Genomic DNA, 20,157 nt, shown 5'->3' with positions numbered 1-20,157 from the left:
AGTTGACACCATGAACGCACGTTTCCTGAAGCGCCTCACCCTGTCCCTGCTGCTGCTGGCCGCCGGCCTGGCGGCCGGCCCCGCCCTGGCGCAGGGCGACCGTTTCCCGAGCAAGCCGATCAAGATCCTGATCGGCTTCACGGCGGGGGGCTCCACGGACGTGCCGTTCCGCGTGCTGGCCGAGAACGCATCGAAGATCCTCGGCCAGCCCGTCATCATCGAGAACAAGCCCGGCGCGGGCGGCATCCTGCCGGCGCAGATGATGCAGAGCCTGCCGGCCGACGGTTACACGCTGGCCCAGGTGCCGCTGCCGGTGTTCCGCCTGCCCTACACGCAGAAGATCAACTGGGACCCGGCGACCGACCTGCAGTACGTGATCGGCCTGGCTGGCTACTCCTTCGGCCTGGTGGTGCCGGCGGATTCGCCGATCAAGACCATGCAGGAGTACATCGCCTACGCCAAGGCCAACCCGGGCAAGCTCAGCTACGGCACGCCCGGCGCGCTCACCACGCTGCACCTGACGATGGAGAACATCGCCATGCAGACCGGCATCACGCTGAACCACATCCCCTACAAGGGCAACTCCGAGTCGCTGCAGGCCGTGATCGGCAACCACGTGATGTCGGTGGCCGACACGCCGGGCTGGGGCCCCTACGTGGAGCAGGGCCGCCTGCGCCTCCTGTCCACCTGGGGCGAGAAGCGCTCTGCCAAGTTCCCGAACGCGCCCACGCTCAAGGAGGTGGGCATCAACCTCGTGCAGACCTCGCCGTTCGGCCTGGTCGTGCCCAAGGGCACCGACCCCAAGATCGCGCAGCAGCTGCACGACGCCTTCAAGAAGGCCATGGAGATGCCCAACTACAAGGAGTCGCTGGCCAAGTTCGACATGGACACCTACTACATGGACAGCGCCACCTACAAGCAGTACGCGCTGGACACCATGAAGACCGAGAAGGTGATCATCGAGAAGCTGGGTCTGGCGAAGTAAGCCCGCAGCGCGCCAGGTGGCACTGGCCCGCCATGGACACAGCCCGAGCCGCAGGTGTACAAACATCCGTGGCCAATTTTGTGCGGTACCCACCATGAAGCAGCAACAGCGTTTCTGGGAAGTCGACTTGATCGAACTGGTCAAGCGCTGGGCCGAGGACATGAAGACCTTCCTGCTCACGGTGCTGCTGTTCCTCGGGCTGTCGCTGCCCGTCGTGATCCCGACGCTGATCCTGTGGTACCTGGTCTCGATCGACTTCCGCGCCGTCGGCGGCATGACGCTGCCGCCCTGAGCGCCGCGGAGACAATGCGCGCATGGACGAACTCAAGACCATGCGCACCTTCGTCAAGGTGGTGGACGAGGGCAGCTTTGCAGGCGCGGCACGGGCGTTGAACGTGGCCAACTCGGTGGTCACGCGGGCGGTGGCCGAGCTCGAGGAATCGCTCAAGTCGCGGCTGCTGAACCGCACCACGCGCGCGCTCTCGCTGACCGACGTCGGCGCGCAGTACCTGGAACGCGTGCGCAGCATCCTCGAGGACATCGATGATGCCAACAACCAGGCCAGCGAGGCCACCGGCACCATCCGCGGCCAGCTGCGCGTAGCGGCGCCGCAGGACTTCCTGACGGCCAGCCTCGCACGGCTGGTGCCGCGCTTCGCGCAGCGGCACCCCGGGCTCAACATCCAGCTGCTGCTGTCCAGCCCCGAGGCCACGGTGCCCGACGACGCGGCCGACGTGACCATCCTGATCCACAACCCTGACCCGCTGGATGGGAACTTCGTCGCGCGGCTGCTCGCCCATGCCGAAGTCGTGCTGTGCGCCACGCCCGAGTACCTGCGCCAGCATGCGCCCATCGCCAAGCCCGAGGACCTGCTGCAGCACACCATCCTCGTGCCCGAATCGGCCTTCGAGCGCAAGGTCTGGCTGTTCCACTCCGACGGCCGTGACGGCACGCCGGAGACGGCCACGCTGCAGCCGCAGCGCTCTGCCATCTCGGCGCACAACGCGGCCGTGCTGATCGCGGCCGCGCGCGGCCACTTCGGCATCGCCGGCGCGCTGTCGCTGAACGTGGCCGACGACCTGCAGGCCGGCGCATTGCAGCGCGTGCTGCCGGACTGGGCCGCCGCCAGCTACCGCGTCTACGCGGCCGTGCCCAGCCGCAGCCACCTGCCGCGGCGCACGCGCGCCTTCATCGAATTCCTCGTGGAGCACTACGGCGGCGAGCCCAGCGACCCCTGGCTCAGCGGCAAGGTGCGCTGACAGGGCCGCAAGCCCGGCGCACACGGTGTCATCGCGGCGTCACGCCGCTGCCATACAACACCGCTCGCCCACAACCCGAGGAGAGCGTTTTGCACAAGAACTGGATGTCGCTGGCGGTCAGCGGCCTATCGGCCGTGGCCCTGGCGGCCGCGCTGGCGGCCTGCGGCAGCGACAAGGACGAGCCCGCCGCGTCGGTCCCCGCTGCCGACAAATTCTTCAACCGCACCGCGACCTTCACGGTCTGCAGCCAGATCGGCGCGTCCTGCGAAGCCGACGCGGTGACGGCGGCCGAGATCGTCGCGGCGAGCGAAGACGGCATGACGCTGGTCTACAGCAACAGCCCCAAGGGCGAGATCGGCTTCGTCGACATCGCCGACGTGAAGGCCCCCAAGGGCCTGGGCGCATTGGCCATGGGCGGCGAGCCGACCTCGGTCACCGTGCTAGGCGCACACGCCATCGTCGCCGTCAACACCTCGCCGAGCTTCGTCGCGCCCAGCGGCAAGCTGGTGGTGGTGGACATCGCCACGCGCAAGGTGGTCGCCGAGATCGCGCTGCCGGGCCAGCCCGATTCCATCGCGCGGAGCAAGGACGGCAAGTACCTGGCCGTGGCCATCGAGAACGAACGCGACGAGGACCTGGGCGACGGCGCGCCGCCGCAGCTGCCGGGCGGCAGCCTGGTGATCGTCGACGTGGCCGGCGCCCCCGGCACCTGGAAGACGCGCACGGTGGACCTGACCGGCATCGCCACGCTGTACCCGAGCGACCCCGAACCCGAGTACGTGGCCATCAACGACGACAACGTCGCCGTCGTCACGCTGCAGGAGAACAACCACATCGCGCTGGTCGACCTGGCCAGCGGCAGGCTCACGCGGCACTTCAGCGCCGGCACGGTCGACCTGACCCAGGTCGACCTGACGGACGCGCCGCGCCCCAACCAGGTCAGCTTCACCCAGTCCCAGGCGGGCCGCCTGCGCGAGCCCGACGGTGTGACCTGGCTGTCCAAGACCCGCTTCGCCACCGCCAACGAGGGCGACCTGAACGGCGGCAGCCGCGGCTTCACGGTGTGGAACACCGAGGGCAACGTGGTCTGGGACGCTGGCAACCAGCTGGAACACCTGGTCGCGCGTGTGGGCCATTACAACGACAAGCGTTCGGACGCCAAGGGCAACGAGCCCGAGAACGTGGCCTTCGGCCGCTTCGACGGCACGGACTACCTGTTCGTGGCCTCCGAGCGCTCCAGCGTGGTCTCGGTCTACGACATGAGCCGGCCCGACGTGCCGGCCTTCAAGCAGGTGCTGCCGACCGCGCTGGCGCCCGAAGGCGTGCTGGCCATCCCCTCGCGCAAGCTGCTGATCGTCGCCAGCGAGGCGGACGACCGGGCCAGCCTCGTGCGTTCCAGCCTCAGCATCTACCAGTACCAGACCGCCGCGCCGGCCTATCCGACCATCCAGTCGGCGGACCGCGCCGACGGCACGCCGATTCCATGGGCCGCACTGTCGGGCCTGGCGGCTGCGCCCAGCGGCTCCCTCGTCTACGCGATCGACGACAGCTTCTTCCGCGGCAACCGCATCTTTGAGATCGACACCGCCAGCAAGCTGGCGAAGCTGCAGCGCGAGATCCGCATCACCGACCCCGACCGCAGGATCGCCGCGCTGGCCGCGCTGCTTCCCGCCGCGAAGGACGCCAACGCCTTCGACGCGACCGACCTGGCGGCGCTGGTCAATGCCGACGGCACGGTCAACCTGGACCCCGAAGGCATCTCCTTGGCCAGCGACGGCGGCTTCTGGATCGCCTCCGAAGGCGCGGGCACGGTGGGCGAGGCCGCGCGTCCGGTGCTGTCGGCCAACCTGGTGTTCAAGCTCACGGCCACGGGCGTGATCCAGCAGATCATCCAGCTACCGGCCGAGGTCAATGCCAAGCAGCAGCGCTTCGGCTTCGAAGGCATCGCCGAATCCAACGGCAAGCTGGTCGTGGCCTTCCAGCGCGCCTGGGCCGGCGAGACGCGGCCGCGCATCGGCGTCTACGACCTGGCGGCCCGGACCTGGCAGTTCATGTTCTACCCGCTGGACGCCGTGGCCTCGCCCAACGGTGGCTGGGTCGGCCTGTCGGACATCACGGCCATGGGCAACAACCAGTTCATGGTCGTGGAGCGCGACAACCAGGGCGGGCCGGACGCGCGCATCAAGCGCCTGTACCGCATCGACCTCACCGGCCAGGCCGACGGCGCCGTGCTGACCAAGACGCTGGTGCGCGACCTGCTGCCCGATCTCAAGGCGCCGGGCGGCAACGTGGTCGAGAAGATCGAGGGCCTGGCGCGCCTGGCCAACGGCGAGTGGCTCATCGTGAACGACAACGACGGCGTGGACGACGGCGCCAACAGCGGCGAGACGTTGCTGATCCGGCTGGGGCAACTCGGCGGCGCTTGACGGCCGCCGCGCAGGCGGGGCAGGGCGCGGCGGGCCGGATACGGTACCCTCGCGCCTTTTCTTTCGCCCGGCCGTCCCGGCTGTTCTGCTTTCCGCGCCATGTTCGCCCTGGATCTGCGTTCCCTGACCCTGATGGCGTTCATGACCAGCGCGGCCATGGGCTTCGTGCTGCTCATGCTCCGGCGGCACTACCCGGGCTCGATCCGCGGCATGTGGCTGTGGGGCCTGGCGCCCGTGGTGGCAGCCTCCTCGACCGTGTTCTACGGGCTGGAGAGGCTGTTCACGCCGCTCGTGACCGTCGTCTTCGGCAACGGCCTGCTCATGAGCGGCTGCGCGCTGTTCTACTTCGGCACGCGGCGCTTCTACGGCCTGCGCAGCGGCTGGCGGCCCTGGGCGGTGGTCGGCATGCTGCTGCTCATGGGGCAGGTGTTCTTTCTCGTCGGCTACCCGGACTACCGTCTGCGCCTGGCCCTGTTCGCCAGCACGCTCTCCGTCGTGCTGGTGCTGCACATCCGGCTGCTGCTGCAGCGCGCGGGGCCCGGTTTCGCAGCGCGGTTCACGGCCGGCGTGCTCGCGGTGCAGACCCTGGTGCTGCTGGCGCGCGCGGTCTCCACCTTCTGGCTGGACACGCCCACCAGCCACCGCTTCGCGCCCTCGCCCATGCAGTCCGTCTACATCGCCACTTACAGCTTCTCGGTGCTGCTGGTCAGCGTGGGCGTGCTGCTGATGGCCAGCGAGCGGCTGCGCTCGGAGTTCGAGCATCTGGCCAACCACGACAGCCTGACCGGTGCGCTGGCCCGGCGCGCGGTGCTGGAGGACTGCACGCGCGAGTTCGGCCGCTGGCAGCGCTTCGACCATGGCTTCGCGCTGCTGATGGTGGACGTGGACCACTTCAAGTCCATCAACGACGGCCACGGCCATGCCGTGGGCGACCGCGTGCTCTCGCGCGTGGTCGACGCGCTGGGCCATGCGCTGCGCAACGTCGACCGGCTCGGCCGCTACGGCGGCGAGGAGTTCCTGGTGCTGCTGCCCGAGACCGGTGCCGGCGAGGCCCGCATGGTGGCCGAGCGCATGCGCCAGGCCGTGGCGCGCCTGCCGGCCACCGCCAAGGTGCCGGCCTGCACGGTCAGCGTGGGCGTGGCCTGCGTGCGCCATGGCGACGCCAGCCTGGCCGCCGTGCTGGCGCGCGCCGATGCCGCGCTCTACGAGGCCAAGCGGTTGGGGCGTGACCGGGTGGCCGTCGCCATGGACGCCTGATCAGCGCCTGGATGCACGCATCAGCCCCAGCACCACCAGCCCGCTGGCCAGCACGCCCACGCCGACCCAGGCCGCGTTGAAGCCGCCCAGCTGCTGCGAGTACACGTAGCCCAGGCTGGACCACAGCATGTAGGCACTGCTGGCGCAGAACAGCGCGGGCAGCACCGGGTACAGCGGCACGCGGAAGGGCCGCTCGCGCGCACCGTCGATGGCGCGCAGCCGGAACAGCGCGATGCCCACCAGCAGGAAGAACAGCCAGAACACCGGCGCCGTGTACTCCACCATGGCCTGGAAGCCGCCCTTGAAGGCCACGCCCAGCACGATCAGCACCAGCGCCAGCGCGCACTGGATCGGCAAGGCGTTGCGCGGCACGCGGCGCTCTTCGTCCCAGGCGGCCAGCAGCTGGAGCGCGGGCCAGTCCTGGCCCAGCGCGCTGGCGGTGCGCGCGCCCACGATCATGGTGGCGTTGATGGAGGTCAGCGCGGCCGCCGCGACCATGGCCGCGATGAGCTGGCCGGCGCCGGGGCCGAAGGCGGCCGCCAGCACGTCGGTGGCCACGGCCTGCGACTTGGCCATGCCGGCCAGGCCCAGCACCGACCAGTAGGCCCAGTTCACGAGCAGGTACAGCGCGGTCAGGAACAGCACCGAGATGAGCAGCGCGCGTGCGATGGCGCGCCGGTCCTTGAGGTCGGCGCTGATGTACGCCGCATCGTTCCAGCCGCCGAAGGTCAGCAGCACGAAGACCATGCCGAAGCCCACACCGGCCAGCGAAACCGGGCCGGGCGCGGCAGCCGGCGGCGGTGCGCTGCCGCCGCCCACGGCGAACCACAGCGCCGCCCCGACGATCAGCACCAGCCCGCCGACCTCCACGGCCGTGAGCCAGGACTGCGTCTCGGCACCGCTGCGGATGCCGCGCAGGTTGATCAGCGTGAGCACCACGGTGGCAATGGCCGCCCACAGCGCGCTGCTGTAGGGCCCGAGCGGCAGCAGCTGCGTCATGTAGTCGCCGAACACGAAGCCCAGAAGCGCGATCGAGCCCGTGGTGATGACCGCGAAGCGTGCCCAGGCGTACAGCAGCGCCGTGCCGCGGCCGAAGGCGCGCGAGAGGAAGTGGTATTCGCCGCCCGCGCTCGGGTAGGTGCTGGCCAGCTCGGCATAGCAGAGCGCGCCGACCAGCGCGATGAACCCGCCCGCCACCCACAGCGCGAACATCCAACCCGCGCTGGGCACGCTGCCGGCGACCAGCGACGGCGCCTTGAAGATGCCGGCTCCGATGACCACGCCCACCGTGATGGCGATGGCGTGGCGCATGGTCAGCGGCGCGGCGGCCGCCGGCGATGTCATCGGGCGGTGCTCGCGGCGAACGCGCTGGCTTCCTGTTCCGCCGCGGCCGTGGTGGGCGCGATCGGCGCGGCTTCGCCGGTGCGGCGCGCTTCAAAGGGCACGCCGGCCTGGCCGGGCCGCGTGGCCGTGCCCGTGATGCGGGCGCCATCCACCTTGCCCTCGAACTGCCAGAGCTGGCCCTTGGGATCGCGCAGGCCGAAGCCGATCTGCGCGCCCGTGATGCGCGGGCGCACCAGGCTGGCGCGCAGCTCGCCGAACACCGCGTCGCCGCTGAGCACCTGGTAGCGCTGTGCGATCGACAGCGCGGCCTCGGGCAGGCCGGCGCCGGTGAGCTTCCAGTTGCCCGAGGCGTTGGCCGGCACGTGCCACAGATAGACGTCGCCGTAGCCGGCGCGGGCGGTCTCGTCGGGCGTCCAGTCGCCCATCGTGAACGAGTGCGAGACCACGCGCGTGCCCGGCGCCATCTTGAACAGCAGCGGGCGCAGCCGCAGGTTGAGCGCGGGCAGCAGGTACATGGTGACCACGGTGGCGCTGGAGAAGTCGGCCTGGAAGATGTCGGCCTGGCGGAACTGCACCTTGTCCGCCACGCCGGCCTCCTGGGCACGCCGGTTCGACAAGCCCACCATGTCCGGGTTGTATTCGAGGCCGGTGGCGCGCGCGCCGAACTCGCGTGCCGCGGCAATCGCGATCTTGCCGTCGCCCGAACCGAGGTCGAACACGCGGTCCGTGGGCTGGACCTCCGCCATCTGCAGCATGCGCGTGACGGTCTCGTCCGGCGTGGGGATCCAGATCACGTCCTTGCCGGCCTGCCCGCGCTGCGGCTCGTAGCCGCTGTTCTGGGCCAGAGTGGCAGAGGCGGCGAGGCCGGCCAGCGAGAGCACGGCGAGCCGGCGGGACAGGGAAGCCTGGGCGGTGAAGGTCACTGGAGGTCCTTGCTTCTGGGGAAACAGTCCGCGGTGCCCCGTGCAGCGCGGCTGGGCCGGCGCATTGTGGGGGGACGACCGCGCCGCACGCGCGACGCCCCCAGGGTTTCTGCGGACTTCAGGCCGGCGCGGCAGGCGGCGGCGCCACCACCACGGTGGGCGGCGCGGCCATCGCCAGGCCGGCATCGCGGAAGGATTCCAGCATCGCGAACAGCAGGTCGCTGCGCACGCCACCGGCGGTGCGCGGCCCGTCCACGTAGCAGATGGCCTGGAACACCAGCATGCCGTTCTCCACGCCCTCCAGCGACAGCGAGGGCGCGGGCGTGGGCAGCACCTTGGGGTGGGCGGCGCAGGCCGCCAGCATGAGTTCGCGCACCTTGGGCGCGTCGGTCGCCAGCGGCATGGGCAGGCGGATCAGCACGCGGCCCTCGGCGTTGCTGAGCGTCATGTTGCGCACGGTCTTGGTGATGAACTCGGAGTTGGGCACGATCACGGTGGAGCGGTCGCCGAGCTGGATCTCGGTGGCGCGCACGTTGATGCGCTTGATGTCGCCCTCGGTGGTGCCCAGCACGACCCAGTCGCCGACCTTCACGGGCCGCTCGGCCAAGAGGATCAGGCCCGAGATGAAGTTCTGCACGATGGCCTGCAGGCCGAAGCCGATGCCCACCGACAGGGCGCTGGCGATCCAGGCGATGCGGTTCACGCCGATGCCCAGCGCCGACATGCCGGCCGCCACCACCAGCACCATGCCCACGTAGTTGAGCAGCGTGGCCAGCGAGCTCTGCATGCCCGGCTCCATCGTCGTGGTGGGCAGGTAGCGCTCGCGCAGCCATCGCTGGAACACGCGCAGCGCAACGAAGCCGCCCACCAGCACGGCGATGGCGCTGAACAGCGCGGCCGGCACCAGCTGGAACTCGCCGATCTTGAGCCCGCTGCCGATGCGGCCGGTCTGCTCCAGCACCTCGTCGGGCCGCGTGCCCAGCGGCGCCAGCAGCGCGATGACCATGTAGAAGAACAGCACCAGCCGCGCCAGCGCCGACAGCACCACGGCGGCCTGGTCCAGCGTGGCCGGCGCGAAGCCGAAACCGCGCTGCAGCCGCTGGCCGAAGTCGCTTTTGGAGGCCACCACGGCCATGCACAGGTCGTCGGCGAACTTGAACAGCACGTAGAAGGTCACGCCCACCAGGCCCGTCCAGGCCAGTTGGGAGGCCAGCAGGCTGCCGATGGTCATGTAGCCGGCGGCGGTGAGCACGATCACGCCGACCAGGGCCAGCGCCACCGCGCCCATCGCCAGGCCCACCCACAGGGGGCGGCCGGCCTCGGGCGGCGCCGCCTCGCCCTCGGCCGCGGGCGTGGCCGCCTGCGGCCCGTGCAGGCGCCGCAGCGCGCCCAGGATCAGCAGCGCCAGCGCCAGCGCCGTCACGATCTGCACCAGGTGCACGGCGGCCAGGCTCGCGCCGACGATCTCGACGATCTGCGTCGGAATCCAGACCAGCACACCGACCAGCGCGAACAGCCAAGGATAGGGGTTGAGCCGCAGCGCCAGCGCGTCCGGGATGCGCGGCAGCCGCCAGGACGGCCGCCGGTTGGCCAGCAGCGCGCGGCCCAGGCCGGTGACGAAGGCGATGAAGAGCATCGAGTCGTCGGCCAGCGCCACCAGCTTGCTGCTGAGCGGCCCGAAGGCGGCGTGCGCGCGCAGCTGCGACAGCAGGCCGCGCATGGCCACGGCCACGACCAGCAGGTTCACGGTCACGATGGCGATCACCAGCAGCGAGCGGCGCAGCCGCCCGCCGGGCAGCAGGCGCTGTGCCAGCCGGGCCAGGCCGTGCTCGGCCAGCAGGTCGCCCACCGTGATGGCCAGCACCGCGAGCGCCAGCGCCAGCAGCACGGGGCCGATGTGCTCCGGTTGTCCCATGCGCCGCACGGCGGCCTGCAGTTCGTCGAGCAGCGGGGCCAGGCGCGCCTGGTCTTCCGGCCAGGCGTCGGCCAGCTGCTGCCAGAACACGCTGCCCAGCGGCGAGGGCGCGCGGCCCGTGAGCTGGGCCTCGAACAGGTCGCGCTGGCGGTTGCGCAGGTCGTCGCTGCGCTGCTGGGCGTCGACGATCACCAGGCGCGCCAGCCGGATGTCGGCGTCCACGCCGTTGCGCTCGCGCGTGAGGCTCTGGCGCTGGCGCGTGATGTCGGGGTCTTCGCTGGCGCCGGCCGCCGGCGCCGGGCCCAGTTCGCCCAGGCGCGCGTTGAGGTCGTTGAGCTGGCCGGTGCGCGCCGCGATGACCTTGTTGGCGCTGGCGATCAGCGCGCCGTAGCGGCCCTGCAGCGCGCGCACGGCATCGGCGCCGACGGCGGTCTCGGGCAGTTTCTCGAAGTCGCTGCGCAGCGTGGCCACGTCGGGCAGGGATTCGGCCGGGGCGGGCGTCGCGGAGGCCGGCAAGGCCGGCTGCGCCGGGGTCTGGGCCTGCACGGGCTGCGCCTGCAGCGCCAGCAACAGCGAGAAGACAGCGGCCAGGGCGGCCAGGCGGATCCGGATCATGCGCGGATCATAGGTAAGCTCGCGCCGCGCCTTTTCGCGCTGCACCGTTCGTTTCCCATGCCTGCATCTGCTTTCCACGGGCGTCTTCTGGCCCGCGCCATCGGTCTGGTCGTCGTGCTGCTGCTGGGCGGCTGCGCCAGCACCCGCGCCTGCGAGGCCGGCCTGTCGGCCTCGCCCCAGTACGAAACCGAGGGCTGCCGCTTCCGCAATGCGGTCAATCCCGAGGCCAAACCCTCGCAGGAGGGCTGGCGCATCTGGAGCCGCTTCTTCTTCGGCAAGAAGGAGGGCACGGTGCCGGTGGACGCCATCCCCGTGCGCCCGCTCACGCAGGCCCAGCTCGCCGCACTGCCGGCGGACGCCAACCACATCGTGCGCCTGGGCCATTCCTCGCACCTGCTCAAGCTGCAGGGGCGCTACTGGCTGATCGACCCGGTGTTCGGCGAGCGCGTCTCGCCCTTCAGCTTCATGGGCCCCAAGCGCTTCCATGCGCCGCCGTTGGCGCTGACGGAGCTGCCGCCCATCGAGGGCCTGATCCTCTCGCACGACCACTACGACCACCTGGACGTGCCGACCATCGCGTACCTGAAAGACCGCGTGCAGCGCTACTTCGTGCCGCTGGGCGTGGGCCGCCGGCTGGTGGAGATGGGCGTGGCGCCCGAGCGCATCAGCGAATTCGACTGGTGGCAGGCGGCCACGCACGCCGGCGTGCAGCTCACGGCCACGCCCTCGCAGCACTTCTCGGGCCGCGGCCTGTGGGACCGCGACAGCACGCTGTGGTCGTCCTGGGTGCTCCAGGTCGGCGGCCAGCGCATCTTCTACAGCGGCGACTCGGGCTACTTCGGCGGCTTCGCGCAGATCGGCGCGCGCTTTGGCGGCTTCGACATCGCGCTCATGGAGAACGGCGCGTACGACGCCTGGTGGCCCTCGGTGCACATGACGCCCGCCGAGACCGTGCGCGCCTTCGGCGACCTGCGCGGCAAGACGCTCTACAGCGTGCACAACAGCACCTTCGACCTGGCCTTCCACCGCTGGCAGGCGCCGCTGGCCGAGCTGGCGGCGCTGGCCCAGGCCGCGGGCATCGACCTGGCCACGCCGGAGATCGGCGAGGTGCTGACGGTGGGAGTGCCACGGCAGAACCGGCTGTGGTGGGAGGGGTTGCGGTAACCACCGCACGTCCGAAGGGGCCGCTTGCTGCTGAGTACCATGTCGCTGCCCGCAACCGGTCAGAGGGTAGGCATGCAACAGAACATCCGCTCGAACGTCAACGTCCTCAGAGCCTGCGCGCCACAGCGATGGTGCCTCGTCGAGGGGATACCGGCATGAGCGGTGTGCCTGCCCCCACGTCCACCAGTCTGCACGCTGAACTGCGCGCGCTGATCGCCAGCAGTCGCCAGCGACTGGCCGGCGCGGTGAACGCCGAGCTGACGCGTCTTTACTGGAGCATCGGCCAGCGGCTTGATGCCCAGGTGTTGGGCGGCGAGCGTGCCAGCTATGGCCTGGCCCTGCTGGACCAGCTCGGCCAGCAGTTGTCGCAAGAGTTCGGGCGCGGCTTCGAAGCGCGCAACCTGCGCCGCATGCTCAAGTTCGCACAGGCCTTTCCGGATGCCGGGATTGTGTCGACGCTGTCGGCAAAATTGAGCTGGAGTCACCTGGTTGGCCATCGTGGGCCTCAAGACACAACCGGCGCGCCAGTTTTATGCCATGCAGGCGGCACAGGACGGCTGGAGCGTGCGCGAGCTGGCCCGACAGATTGAGCGCAAGGTCTTCGAACGCAGCACCATTGCCAGTGCCCAGGCACCGGCCGCTCTGCTCGGGGTGACGGCCCAGGATCTCGACGCTGCGCACGGCCCGGTCTTCAAAGACCCCTACTTTCTGGACTTTCTGGGCTTGCGCCAGAGCCATGACGAGGCCGACCTGGAGGCCGCCATCCTGCGCCAGCTCGAAGCCTTCATCCTGGAGTTGGGCCGGGTTTCGCCTTCGTCGAACGCCAGAAGCGCATGGTCATCGACGGGGACGACTTCTACCTCGACCTGCTGTTCTACCACCGTCGGCTGCGCCGCCTCGTGGCCATCGAACTCAAGCTGGGCCGTTTCAAGGCGGCGCACAAGGGCCAGATGGAGCTGTATCTCCAATGGCTGGACAAGCACGAGCGCCAGCCCAGCGAGGAGGCGCCTATCGGCCTGATCCTGTGTGCCGAATCCAGCCGTGAGCAGGTGGAATTGCTGCAGATGCACAAGGACGGGATCACGGTGGCGGAGTACTGGACCGAACTGCCACCGAAAGCGGAGCTGGAGCAGCAGTTGCACCAGGCACTGGTCGAGGCGCGGGAGCGGTTGGCGCAGCGCGGACTGTTGCTGGACGGCGGACAGGATGGATGAATCGAGGCCTGTCGTGAACGACGAACGGCCTGTACCGGCACACGCATCGCATGGCAACCGTGGGCCGATGCCGTGGGATCGACACCATGCTGCTTCTATGATCCGAAGCTTGTCTTGCACCGGACCTGCCGAATGTCCTACCTGCTGCTGATCCACGAACCCGTCGGCCAGCGCGCCACGCGCAGCGAGGCCGAAGGCCGCGCGGCCTACGACCAGATGCTGCGCTTCGGCGCCGACCTCAAGGCGCGCGGCCTGCTGGTGGCCGCCGAGTCGCTGGCCTCCGAGCATGCGGCCACGCGCGTGCAGCGCCGCGGCGGCAAGACCCAGCTGCTGGACGGCCCCTTCGCCGAGGCCAAGGAGATGGTGGGCGGCTTCTTCCTGCTCAACTGCGCCACGCGCGAGGAGGCGCTGCAGATCGCCGCGCAATGCCCCGCGGCCGAATGGTGCACGGTGGAAGTGCGCGGCCTGGCGCCCTGCTGGGACGACGGCCGGCCAGCCTGACAATTTTTTCGACGTCTCTGTCGAATCCGGGTCCGGCGTTTCGTCGTGCAGGCATGGTCACCAGGAGAACACCATGCGCTTCATGATTCTGGTCCGGTCCGTGCCGGCCTTCGATGCCGAGACCCAGCCGGTCTCGGGCGATCCGGCGCAAGCCGCCATGTACGCGGCCATGGCCGCTTACCACGAGGAGCTGGCCCGCGCCGGCGTGCTGCTGGATGCGGCCGGGCTCAAGCCCCAGTCCGCCGGCTGGCGCATCCGCTACGGGGAGGGCGACCGGCGCACCGTCGTCGACGGCCCCTTCGCCGAAGCCAAGGAGCTCATCGCCGGCTACACGCTGATCCAGGTCCGCTCGCGCGAGGAAGCGCTGGAATGGGCGCGCCGCTACCCCAACCCGGTCGGGGCCGGCCAGCCGGCCGAGATCGAGGTGCGCCAGCTCTACGAGATGGACGACTTCCCGCCGGGCGACACCACCGAGCGCTTCAAGAACATCGGCACACTGTAAACAGAGGAGACCCCCATGCCGCAGCAACACGCACAGATCTTCGTCAACCTGCCGATCAAGGACATGGCGCGCAGCCAGGCCTTCTTCCGCAGCCTGGGCTACGACTTCAATCCACAGTTCACCAACGAGCAGGGCGCCTCGCTCGTGCTGGGCGAGAACCTGTTCGCCATGCTGCTGGTCGAGCCCTTCTTCCAGAGCTTCACGAAGAAAACCATCGTCGATGCGCACCAGAGCGTCGAGGTGCTGGTCTGCCTGTCCTGCGCCAGCCGCGAGGAGGTGGACGGCCTGGTGCGCAAAGCCCGCGCGGCCGGGGCCACCGTGCCCGGCGAGCCGCAGGACTACGGCTTCATGTATTCGCACGGCTTCACCGACCTGGACGGCCATGTCTGGGAGCTGGTCCACATGTCGGGCGAACCGCCGCAGGCCTGATGCACGACGCTGCGCACGAGGCGACCCACCAGGCGATCGCGGCGGTCTGGCGCATCGAGTCCGCCAAGATCGTGGCTGTGGTCGCGCGCATGACGCGTGACATCGGCGTGGCCGAGGAACTGGCGCAGGACGCGCTGATCGCGGCGCTCGAACACTGGCCCCGCGATGGCGTGCCCGACAACCCGGCCGCCTGGCTCACGACCACGGCCAAGCGTCGCGCGCTGGACCACCTGCGCCGCGACAAGCTGGCGGCCGAGAAGCTGGAGCAGGTCGGCCATGACCTGGATGCACAGGAGGCCTTGATCGTGCCGGACTTCGTCGATGCGCTGGACGCCGCCCGTGCCGACCAGATCGGCGACGACCTGCTGCGGCTGATCTTCACGGTCTGCCACCCGGTGCTGTCGGCCGACGCGCGCGTGGCGCTCACGCTCAAGCTGCTGGGCGGCCTGTCCACGCAGGAGATCGCGCGCGCCTTCCTGGTGCCCGAGCCCACCATCGCCCAGCGCATCGTGCGCGCCAAGCGCACCTTGGGCGAGGCCGGCGTGGCCTTCGAGCTGCCGCAGGGCGCGGCGCTGGCCGAGCGCCTGGCCTCGGTGCTGGAGGTGGTCTACCTGGTGTTCAACGAGGGCTACACGGCCACGGCGGGCGACGACTGGATGCGGCCCGAACTCGTGCAGGAGGCGCTGCGCCTGGGCCGCATGCTGAGCGGCCTGGCGCCCGCCGAGCCCGAGGCCTGGGGCCTCATCGCGCTCATGGAGCTGCAGGCCTCGCGCGCTGCGGCGCGGCTGGACGCGGCCGGCCGGCCCGTGCTGCTGGCCGACCAGGACCGCGGCCGCTGGGACCGGCTGCTGATCCGCCGCGGCCTCGTGGCGCTGGAGCGCGCGGCTGCGCTGGGCGGGGCCGACGGCTTCTACGCGCTGCAGGCCGGCATCGCCGCATGCCATGCGCGCGCCCCCACGGCGGCGGACACCGACTGGGCCGGCATCGCCGCGCTGTACGGCCGGCTCGCACAGGTCGCGCCTTCGCCCGTGGTCGAACTCAACCGCGCGGTGGCGGTCGGCATGGCCGAGGGCCCGGCCGCGGCGCTGGTGCTGGTCGACCGCCTGCAGGGCGACAAGGCCTTGCGCAACTACCAGTGGCTGCCCAGTGTGCGCGCCGATCTGCTAGGCAAGCTGGGCCGCCACGCCGAGGCCCAGGCCGAGTGGCTGCGCGCCGCCGGACTGGCAGGCAACGGCGCGGAGCGCGCGCTGCTGCTGGCGCGCGCCGCGCAGGCCGCTGCGCGGGACTAGAAGCGCGCCGTCGCGCCGACGAAGTACATGCGTCCGCCGTTGTCGTAGTTGGCGCCGGTCTCGCGGGTCTGCTTGTCGCCCAGATTGATGACGCCGGCGCGCAGCGTCAGCGCCTCGTTCAGGCGGTAATTGGTCGCCAGGTCCACCGTGGTGTAGGCCTTGGCGAAGGTGGTCGCCGTGCCCGTCACCACCACCTCCTTGCCGGTGTAGCGCGCGCTGAGGTCGGCGCTCCAGTCCGGCCGGATCTGCCAGCTCAGCGCCGAGTAAGCCACCAGTTGGGGCACGGCCAGCAGGGCCGCGCCCGTGGTCAGGTTCTTGGACTCGAACATGCGCGTGAAGTTGTTCTTCCAGGCCAGGCCCTTGGCCAGCGGCACGTTCAAGTAGGCCTCCAGGCCGCGCGTGCGGGCGCGCTGGGCGTTCTCCATGCGCGTCCACCAGTAGCCGTTGAAGAAGCCCAGCGGCTGGTAGTCGATCTTGTTGCGGAAGTTGGTGTGGAAGTAGGTGGCCCCGGCCGACCAGCCGGCCTGGTCGTACCCCAGGCCCAGCTCGTGGTTAATGCTGGTCTCGGGCTGCAGGTCGGGGTTGCCGACCATGAAGCAGCCCGCCCTGCCTTCGGGGTCGCGGAAGCTGCTCGTCCAACCCATGCCGACCAGGCTGCGGCAGCCGTTGCCGCCGGACTGTGTGGCCGCGCTCGGCGAGTTCTCCTTGAGTCCCGGCGCACGGAAGCCGCGCGACACGCCGCCGCGCACGGTCCAGGCCTCGGCCGGGTGGTAGACCACGTAGGCGCGCGGGCTCCAGTTGGTGCCGTACTTCCTGTGCCGGTCCATGCGCAGGCCCAGCGTCAGCGCCAGGTTCTCGCGCAGAAACAGCGTGTCCTCGCCGAACAGCGCCCAGGTGCTGTTGCCGAGGGCCGAGCCGCTGACCGGCGCACCGGTGTAGTCGATCGGCGCTAGGCCGATGGTGTCGCGGTTCTCCAGTTCCTCGCGGCGCCACTGACCGCCCAGGGTCAGCGCGTGGTCCAGGCCCAGCAGCTTGAGCGGCAGGTCCACGCGGCCGTCCAGCGTGGTGTCGCGCGCGTTGTTGCCGACGGTGTTGCCCTCGTCCTCGTATCGGTGGTGCGTGAGGTTGAGCTTGGAGCGCACATCGCCCCACCTGCCGTCGTGGCTCAGGCCGAAGTGGGTGTGGACCAGCTTGGCCAGACCCCAGGCGCCGACCAGCGGATCGCCGTCGGCATCCACCGTCTTCGAATCGGTGGCGCGTTGCGTGCCCTGGCCGGCTTCGAAGCCCAGCACCTGGTCGGGCGTGAGCTGCCAGTTCAGCAGCGCGTGGAGGCTCTGGTTCTTCGCACCGGCGGTGGACTGGTAGCCGCCTGTGAAGCCACCCGTGGACTCATCGGCATCGCGCACCGTGTAGTTGCCGCCGAGGCGCAGGCCGATGCGGTCGGACAGCGACCCGCTGACGTTGAAGCCGGTCTGCTTGCGGTCGCCACGCTCCGAATCGCTGGGCCGGGAGTAGTTGGCCGTGACCGAGCCGCCCCAGCGCGTGCCGATCTTGCGCGTGATGATGTTGATCACGCCGCCCATGGCGTCCGAGCCGTACAGCGAGGACATCGGCCCGCGCACGACCTCGATGCGCTCGATCATCTCGGGCGTGATCCAGTCCAGGTCCTGCTGGCCCAGGTCGTCGCGGTAGTTCACGCCGGCCGAGCTGCCCTGGCGCTTGCCGTCGACCAGGATCAGCGTGTACTTGTCGGGCAGGCCGCGCAGCTTGATCTTCGACTGCGGGCCGGTGGCGGCCGTCCCGCCGGTCACGCCGGGGATGGTGGACAGTAATTCGCCGATGCTCGTGACGGGCTTTTTCTCGATGTCCTCGCGCGTGATCACGCTGATGCTGGCCGGCGCCTCCTGGATGTCCACGGCCTGGCCCGACGCCGTCACGACGACGGTCTGCAGCGACTGGGCAGTTCCGTGGTCCTGCGCAAGAGCGGGGGACAGCGCCAGGGACAGAAGGCAGGGCGCCATGGCCAGGCCTCGGGTGGTGTTTCGCACGCTCGGATTCCTCGTTGGATGGGGCTCTGCCGCAACAACCCGTGCGGCAAATGAGATTTATTCGCAACGGGGATAATAGGAATCGGAAACCTGCCGTTGATCTTTCTTATGAATTCTTTGCAAACCGTGTGGCGCGGCGCAGCCGGGGTGGCGGCAGCGTGCGGCCCGCTACCGCGCGTCCTGCTCGTCGACGACGACCTGGAGCTGTGCCGCATGCTGCAGGAGTTCCTGCAGGCCGATGCCGTGCAACTGGACTGCGTGCACGACGGCGGCGAGGCTGTCGAGCGGCTGGCGCAGGCGTGCTTCGACGTGGTGCTGCTCGATGTGATGCTGCCCACGCTGGACGGCTATGCCGTGCTGCACGCCCTGCGGACGCAAGCCCTGTCCATGCCCGTGCTGATGCTCAGCGCGCGCGGTGCCGAGGACGACCGCATCATGGGCCTGGAGGCCGGTGCCGACGACTACCTGCCCAAGCCGTTCAACCCGCGCGAGCTGCGGGCGCGGTTGTTCGCCATGCTGCGGCGGGGTCTGCGTCCCGCGGCCGAGGCGCCGGCGCCCGAGCCGGTGCTGTCCCTGGATGGGCTGCGGCTGCTGCCGGGCAGGGCGCTGGCGGCCATCGGCGAGATGACGGTGGCACTGACCGCGGCCGAGGCGCGCATCCTGGAGGCGCTCATGCGCGCGCCGAACCGGCCGGTTTCGCGCGCCCAGCTCACGCGCTGGGGCCTGGGCCGCGCGCTGCTGCCGGCCGACCGCAGCCTGGACACGCACGTGAGCAACCTGCGCCGCAAGCTGGGGCTGGACGGTGTGCGCGGCGGCGTGCCCGTGCTGCGCAGTGCGCGCGGTGTGGGCTACGTGCTGCATGCGGCCGGTCCGCAACGCGATGGTGCGGAGGTGCCTGCCTGAACACGCGGCTGTTCCGTCGCATCTTCCTGTCCTTCTGGGCGGGGCTGGTGCTGATCCTGCTCATCGGCATCGGCGTGACTTTGGCCGTGACCTCGGCGCGGCTGCATGCGCTGGATGGCGTCAGTTCCGCCCAGCTCACGCAGGCCGCGCGCCATGCGGGCCAAGGCGGCGATGCTGCGCTCGCACGCTGGGTGCGCCAGACCGAAACCCTGCATCCCACGCTGCGCGTGTTCCTGGTCGACCGCGCCGGTCGCGAACTGCTGGGCCGGCGGCTGCCCGTGCGTCTGCAGGATTGGGTCCAGCTCAACCTGGCGCAGACCGTGGCGCAATGGGAAGGCGGCGGCGGCATGGCCCAACACCGGGCGGCCGTGCCGGTGCCCGATTCCTGGTGGAACGTGCCCGCCATCGAGAGCGCCGGTGGCGGCGTGCGCTTCGCACTGTTCCTGCCCTTCGACTCTTCGGCCTACGAGGTGCTGGGCGTGTCCCATGTGCTGGTGCTGCTGTTCCTGTGCGCGGTCTGCGTGAGCGGCCTGGCCTGCTGGGTGGTGGCGCGCCACATCATGCGGCCGGTGCTGGGCGTGCAGCAGGGCTTGCGCAGCCTGGCGCGCGGCGAACTCGGCGTGCGCATGGCCCCGGCCCTGGCCGGGCGCCAGGACGAGCTCGGCGCGCTCGCGGCCGACTTCGATGCGACCGCGCAACGGCTGCAAGAGCTGGTGGCGGCACAGGAGATGCTGCTGCGCGACGTCTCGCACGAGCTGCGCTCACCGCTCACGCGCCTGCGGCTGGCCCTGGAGCTGGCGCGCCGCGGCGGCCCCGCCATGGCCGCACAGCTGGACCGCATCGAACGCGAATGCGGTCGGCTGGATGCCCTGACGGGCCAGGTGCTGCAACTGGCGCGCCTGCGCGAGCCGCGCGCTCCCACCCGGGTGCCGCTGGACCTCGTGGCGCTGGTGGCCGACACGGTGGCCGACGTGGCCTACGAGGCCGAGGCCGCCGGCAAGGCCGTGGCCTGGCGCCCGCCCGCCACGCCCGTGCCGGTGCACGGAGCCGCCGCCGAACTGGCCAGCATGCTGGAGAACGTGCTGCGCAATGCGCTGCGCTTCACGCCGCGCGGCGAGCGCGTGGACGTGGCGCTGGACATGCAGGCCGGCCTGGCCGTGCTGTCGGTGCGCGACCGCGGCCCAGGCATCGCGCCCGCCCACCTGGACCAGGTGTTCGCGCCCTTCTTCCAGTCCGACCCGGCGCGCAGCAGCGGCCACGACGGTGCCGGGCTGGGCCTGGCCATCGCCCAGCGCGTGGCGCAGCGCCACGCGGGCCAGATCCGGCTGGCCAACCGTGCGGGCGGCGGCCTGTCTGTGGACATCCGCCTGCCGTGCTGAGCGG

The 20,157-nt window shown here is 70.5% G+C and carries 17 protein-coding genes and 1 pseudogene; 14 read left to right on the top strand and 4 right to left on the bottom strand.

Annotated features, from left to right (window positions below; translation table 11 throughout):
* Window positions 1-10: 10 nt before the first annotated feature.
* The 5 genes from IE209_RS21405 to IE209_RS21385 all read left to right on the top strand — a co-directional run bounded on the left by IE209_RS21405 (window position 11) and on the right by IE209_RS21385 (window position 5,927).
* Window positions 11-985: a tripartite tricarboxylate transporter substrate-binding protein gene (locus IE209_RS21405; RefSeq protein ID WP_189688939.1), complete on the top strand. Its 975-nt coding sequence runs from the start codon at window positions 11-13 to the stop codon at window positions 983-985.
* 94 nt (window positions 986-1,079) lie between these two features.
* Complete coding sequence (locus tag IE209_RS21400) at window positions 1,080-1,277, top strand: hypothetical protein (protein WP_189688938.1); 198 nt, start codon at window positions 1,080-1,082, stop codon at window positions 1,275-1,277.
* 22 nt (window positions 1,278-1,299) lie between these two features.
* Window positions 1,300-2,244 carry a LysR family transcriptional regulator gene (locus tag IE209_RS21395; protein WP_189688937.1) on the top strand — a complete coding sequence of 315 codons (945 nt, stop codon included), beginning with the start codon at window positions 1,300-1,302 and terminating at the stop codon, window positions 2,242-2,244.
* An 89-nt stretch (window positions 2,245-2,333) separates the two neighbouring features.
* Entirely contained in the window at window positions 2,334-4,670 is a 2,337-nt protein-coding gene (locus IE209_RS21390; protein ID WP_229882983.1) for an esterase-like activity of phytase family protein, read from the top strand.
* 99 nt (window positions 4,671-4,769) lie between these two features.
* Window positions 4,770-5,927, top strand: coding sequence for a GGDEF domain-containing protein (locus IE209_RS21385; RefSeq protein ID WP_189688936.1), 1,158 nt, complete (start codon window positions 4,770-4,772; stop codon window positions 5,925-5,927).
* Here the strand turns inward: IE209_RS21385 and IE209_RS21380 are convergent, their stop codons facing one another.
* The 3 genes from IE209_RS21380 to IE209_RS21370 all read right to left on the bottom strand — a co-directional run bounded on the left by IE209_RS21380 (window position 5,928) and on the right by IE209_RS21370 (window position 10,724).
* Window positions 5,928-7,271, bottom strand: coding sequence for an APC family permease (locus tag IE209_RS21380; RefSeq protein ID WP_229882982.1), 1,344 nt, complete (start codon window positions 7,269-7,271; stop codon window positions 5,928-5,930).
* Complete coding sequence (locus IE209_RS21375) at window positions 7,268-8,194, bottom strand: SAM-dependent methyltransferase (RefSeq protein ID WP_229882981.1); 927 nt, start codon at window positions 8,192-8,194, stop codon at window positions 7,268-7,270. Before IE209_RS21375 ends, IE209_RS21380 begins: the two co-directional genes overlap by 4 nt.
* 118 nt (window positions 8,195-8,312) lie before the next feature.
* Window positions 8,313-10,724: a DUF3772 domain-containing protein gene (locus IE209_RS21370; protein ID WP_189688934.1), complete on the bottom strand. Its 2,412-nt coding sequence runs from the start codon at window positions 10,722-10,724 to the stop codon at window positions 8,313-8,315.
* A gap of 57 nt (window positions 10,725-10,781) precedes the next feature.
* Between IE209_RS21370 and IE209_RS21365 the strand changes: the two genes are divergently transcribed.
* The 7 genes and pseudogenes from IE209_RS21365 to IE209_RS21340 all read left to right on the top strand — a co-directional run bounded on the left by IE209_RS21365 (window position 10,782) and on the right by IE209_RS21340 (window position 15,823).
* The gene (locus IE209_RS21365; RefSeq protein ID WP_189688933.1) at window positions 10,782-11,888 is read left to right on the top strand and encodes an MBL fold metallo-hydrolase; all 1,107 of its coding nucleotides are present in this window, start codon (window positions 10,782-10,784) and stop codon (window positions 11,886-11,888) included.
* 155 nt (window positions 11,889-12,043) lie between these two features.
* Entirely contained in the window at window positions 12,044-12,478 is a 435-nt protein-coding gene (locus tag IE209_RS34365; RefSeq protein ID WP_308433204.1) for a DUF1016 N-terminal domain-containing protein, read from the top strand.
* A pseudogene (locus tag IE209_RS34445) lies at window positions 12,426-13,102 on the top strand (PDDEXK nuclease domain-containing protein). Before IE209_RS34365 ends, IE209_RS34445 begins: the two are co-directional and overlap by 53 nt.
* Before the next feature lie 132 nt (window positions 13,103-13,234).
* A complete protein-coding gene (locus IE209_RS21355; protein ID WP_189688932.1) occupies window positions 13,235-13,603 on the top strand; it encodes a YciI family protein in 369 nt (122 codons plus the stop codon).
* A 73-nt stretch (window positions 13,604-13,676) separates the two neighbouring features.
* Window positions 13,677-14,105 (top strand): YciI family protein, encoded by a 429-nt coding sequence (locus IE209_RS21350; protein WP_189688931.1) that lies wholly within the window; start codon window positions 13,677-13,679, stop codon window positions 14,103-14,105.
* 15 nt (window positions 14,106-14,120) lie between these two features.
* Window positions 14,121-14,534 carry a VOC family protein gene (locus IE209_RS21345; RefSeq protein WP_189688930.1) on the top strand — a complete coding sequence of 138 codons (414 nt, stop codon included), beginning with the start codon at window positions 14,121-14,123 and terminating at the stop codon, window positions 14,532-14,534.
* Window positions 14,534-15,823, top strand: coding sequence for an RNA polymerase sigma factor (locus IE209_RS21340; protein ID WP_189688929.1), 1,290 nt, complete (start codon window positions 14,534-14,536; stop codon window positions 15,821-15,823). The genes IE209_RS21345 and IE209_RS21340 overlap by 1 nt, the downstream gene beginning before the upstream one ends.
* On the opposite strand, the gene IE209_RS21335 is transcribed toward IE209_RS21340, so the two are convergent.
* Window positions 15,820-17,871, bottom strand: coding sequence for a TonB-dependent receptor domain-containing protein (locus tag IE209_RS21335; RefSeq protein ID WP_229882980.1), 2,052 nt, complete (start codon window positions 17,869-17,871; stop codon window positions 15,820-15,822). The two genes, IE209_RS21340 and IE209_RS21335, sit on opposite strands and share 4 nt — an antisense overlap.
* A gap of 108 nt (window positions 17,872-17,979) precedes the next feature.
* Here IE209_RS21335 and IE209_RS21330 point away from each other — a divergent pair, with 108 nt between their 5' ends.
* Together IE209_RS21330 and IE209_RS21325 are read left to right on the top strand one after the other, a co-directional pair.
* Window positions 17,980-18,774, top strand: a complete 795-nt coding sequence (locus IE209_RS21330; protein WP_189688928.1) for a response regulator transcription factor — start codon at window positions 17,980-17,982, stop codon at window positions 18,772-18,774.
* Window positions 18,775-18,821: 47 nt separating this feature from the next.
* Window positions 18,822-20,153 carry a sensor histidine kinase gene (locus tag IE209_RS21325; protein ID WP_189688927.1) on the top strand — a complete coding sequence of 444 codons (1,332 nt, stop codon included), beginning with the start codon at window positions 18,822-18,824 and terminating at the stop codon, window positions 20,151-20,153.
* Window positions 20,154-20,157: the final 4 nt, after the last annotated feature.

The sequence above is a fragment of the Pseudorhodoferax aquiterrae genome, from assembly GCF_014652235.1.
GTDB lineage: Bacteria > Pseudomonadota > Gammaproteobacteria > Burkholderiales > Burkholderiaceae_C > Pseudorhodoferax > Pseudorhodoferax aquiterrae.
Note: the sequence above shows the minus strand (reverse complement) of the source record. Positions and strands in the feature narration are given on the sequence as shown.

Bases quoted from the DNA above. Each gene is read 5' to 3' on its own strand.
- IE209_RS21405 (WP_189688939.1), top strand. From the start codon at position 11: ATGAACGCACGTTTCCTGAAGCGCCTCACCCTGTCCCTGCTGCTGCTG.
- IE209_RS21400 (WP_189688938.1), top strand. From the start codon at position 1,080: ATGAAGCAGCAACAGCGTTTCTGGGAAGTCGACTTGATCGAACTGGTC.
- IE209_RS21395 (WP_189688937.1), top strand. From the start codon at position 1,300: ATGGACGAACTCAAGACCATGCGCACCTTCGTCAAGGTGGTGGACGAG.
- IE209_RS21385 (WP_189688936.1), top strand. From the start codon at position 4,770: ATGTTCGCCCTGGATCTGCGTTCCCTGACCCTGATGGCGTTCATGACC.
- IE209_RS21380 (WP_229882982.1), bottom strand. From the start codon at position 7,271: ATGACATCGCCGGCGGCCGCCGCGCCGCTGACCATGCGCCACGCCATC.
- IE209_RS21370 (WP_189688934.1), bottom strand. From the start codon at position 10,724: ATGATCCGGATCCGCCTGGCCGCCCTGGCCGCTGTCTTCTCGCTGTTG.
- IE209_RS21365 (WP_189688933.1), top strand. From the start codon at position 10,782: ATGCCTGCATCTGCTTTCCACGGGCGTCTTCTGGCCCGCGCCATCGGT.
- IE209_RS34365 (WP_308433204.1), top strand. From the start codon at position 12,044: ATGAGCGGTGTGCCTGCCCCCACGTCCACCAGTCTGCACGCTGAACTG.
- IE209_RS21355 (WP_189688932.1), top strand. From the start codon at position 13,235: ATGTCCTACCTGCTGCTGATCCACGAACCCGTCGGCCAGCGCGCCACG.
- IE209_RS21350 (WP_189688931.1), top strand. From the start codon at position 13,677: ATGCGCTTCATGATTCTGGTCCGGTCCGTGCCGGCCTTCGATGCCGAG.
- IE209_RS21345 (WP_189688930.1), top strand. From the start codon at position 14,121: ATGCCGCAGCAACACGCACAGATCTTCGTCAACCTGCCGATCAAGGAC.
- IE209_RS21340 (WP_189688929.1), top strand. From the start codon at position 14,534: ATGCACGACGCTGCGCACGAGGCGACCCACCAGGCGATCGCGGCGGTC.
- IE209_RS21330 (WP_189688928.1), top strand. From the start codon at position 17,980: ATGAATTCTTTGCAAACCGTGTGGCGCGGCGCAGCCGGGGTGGCGGCA.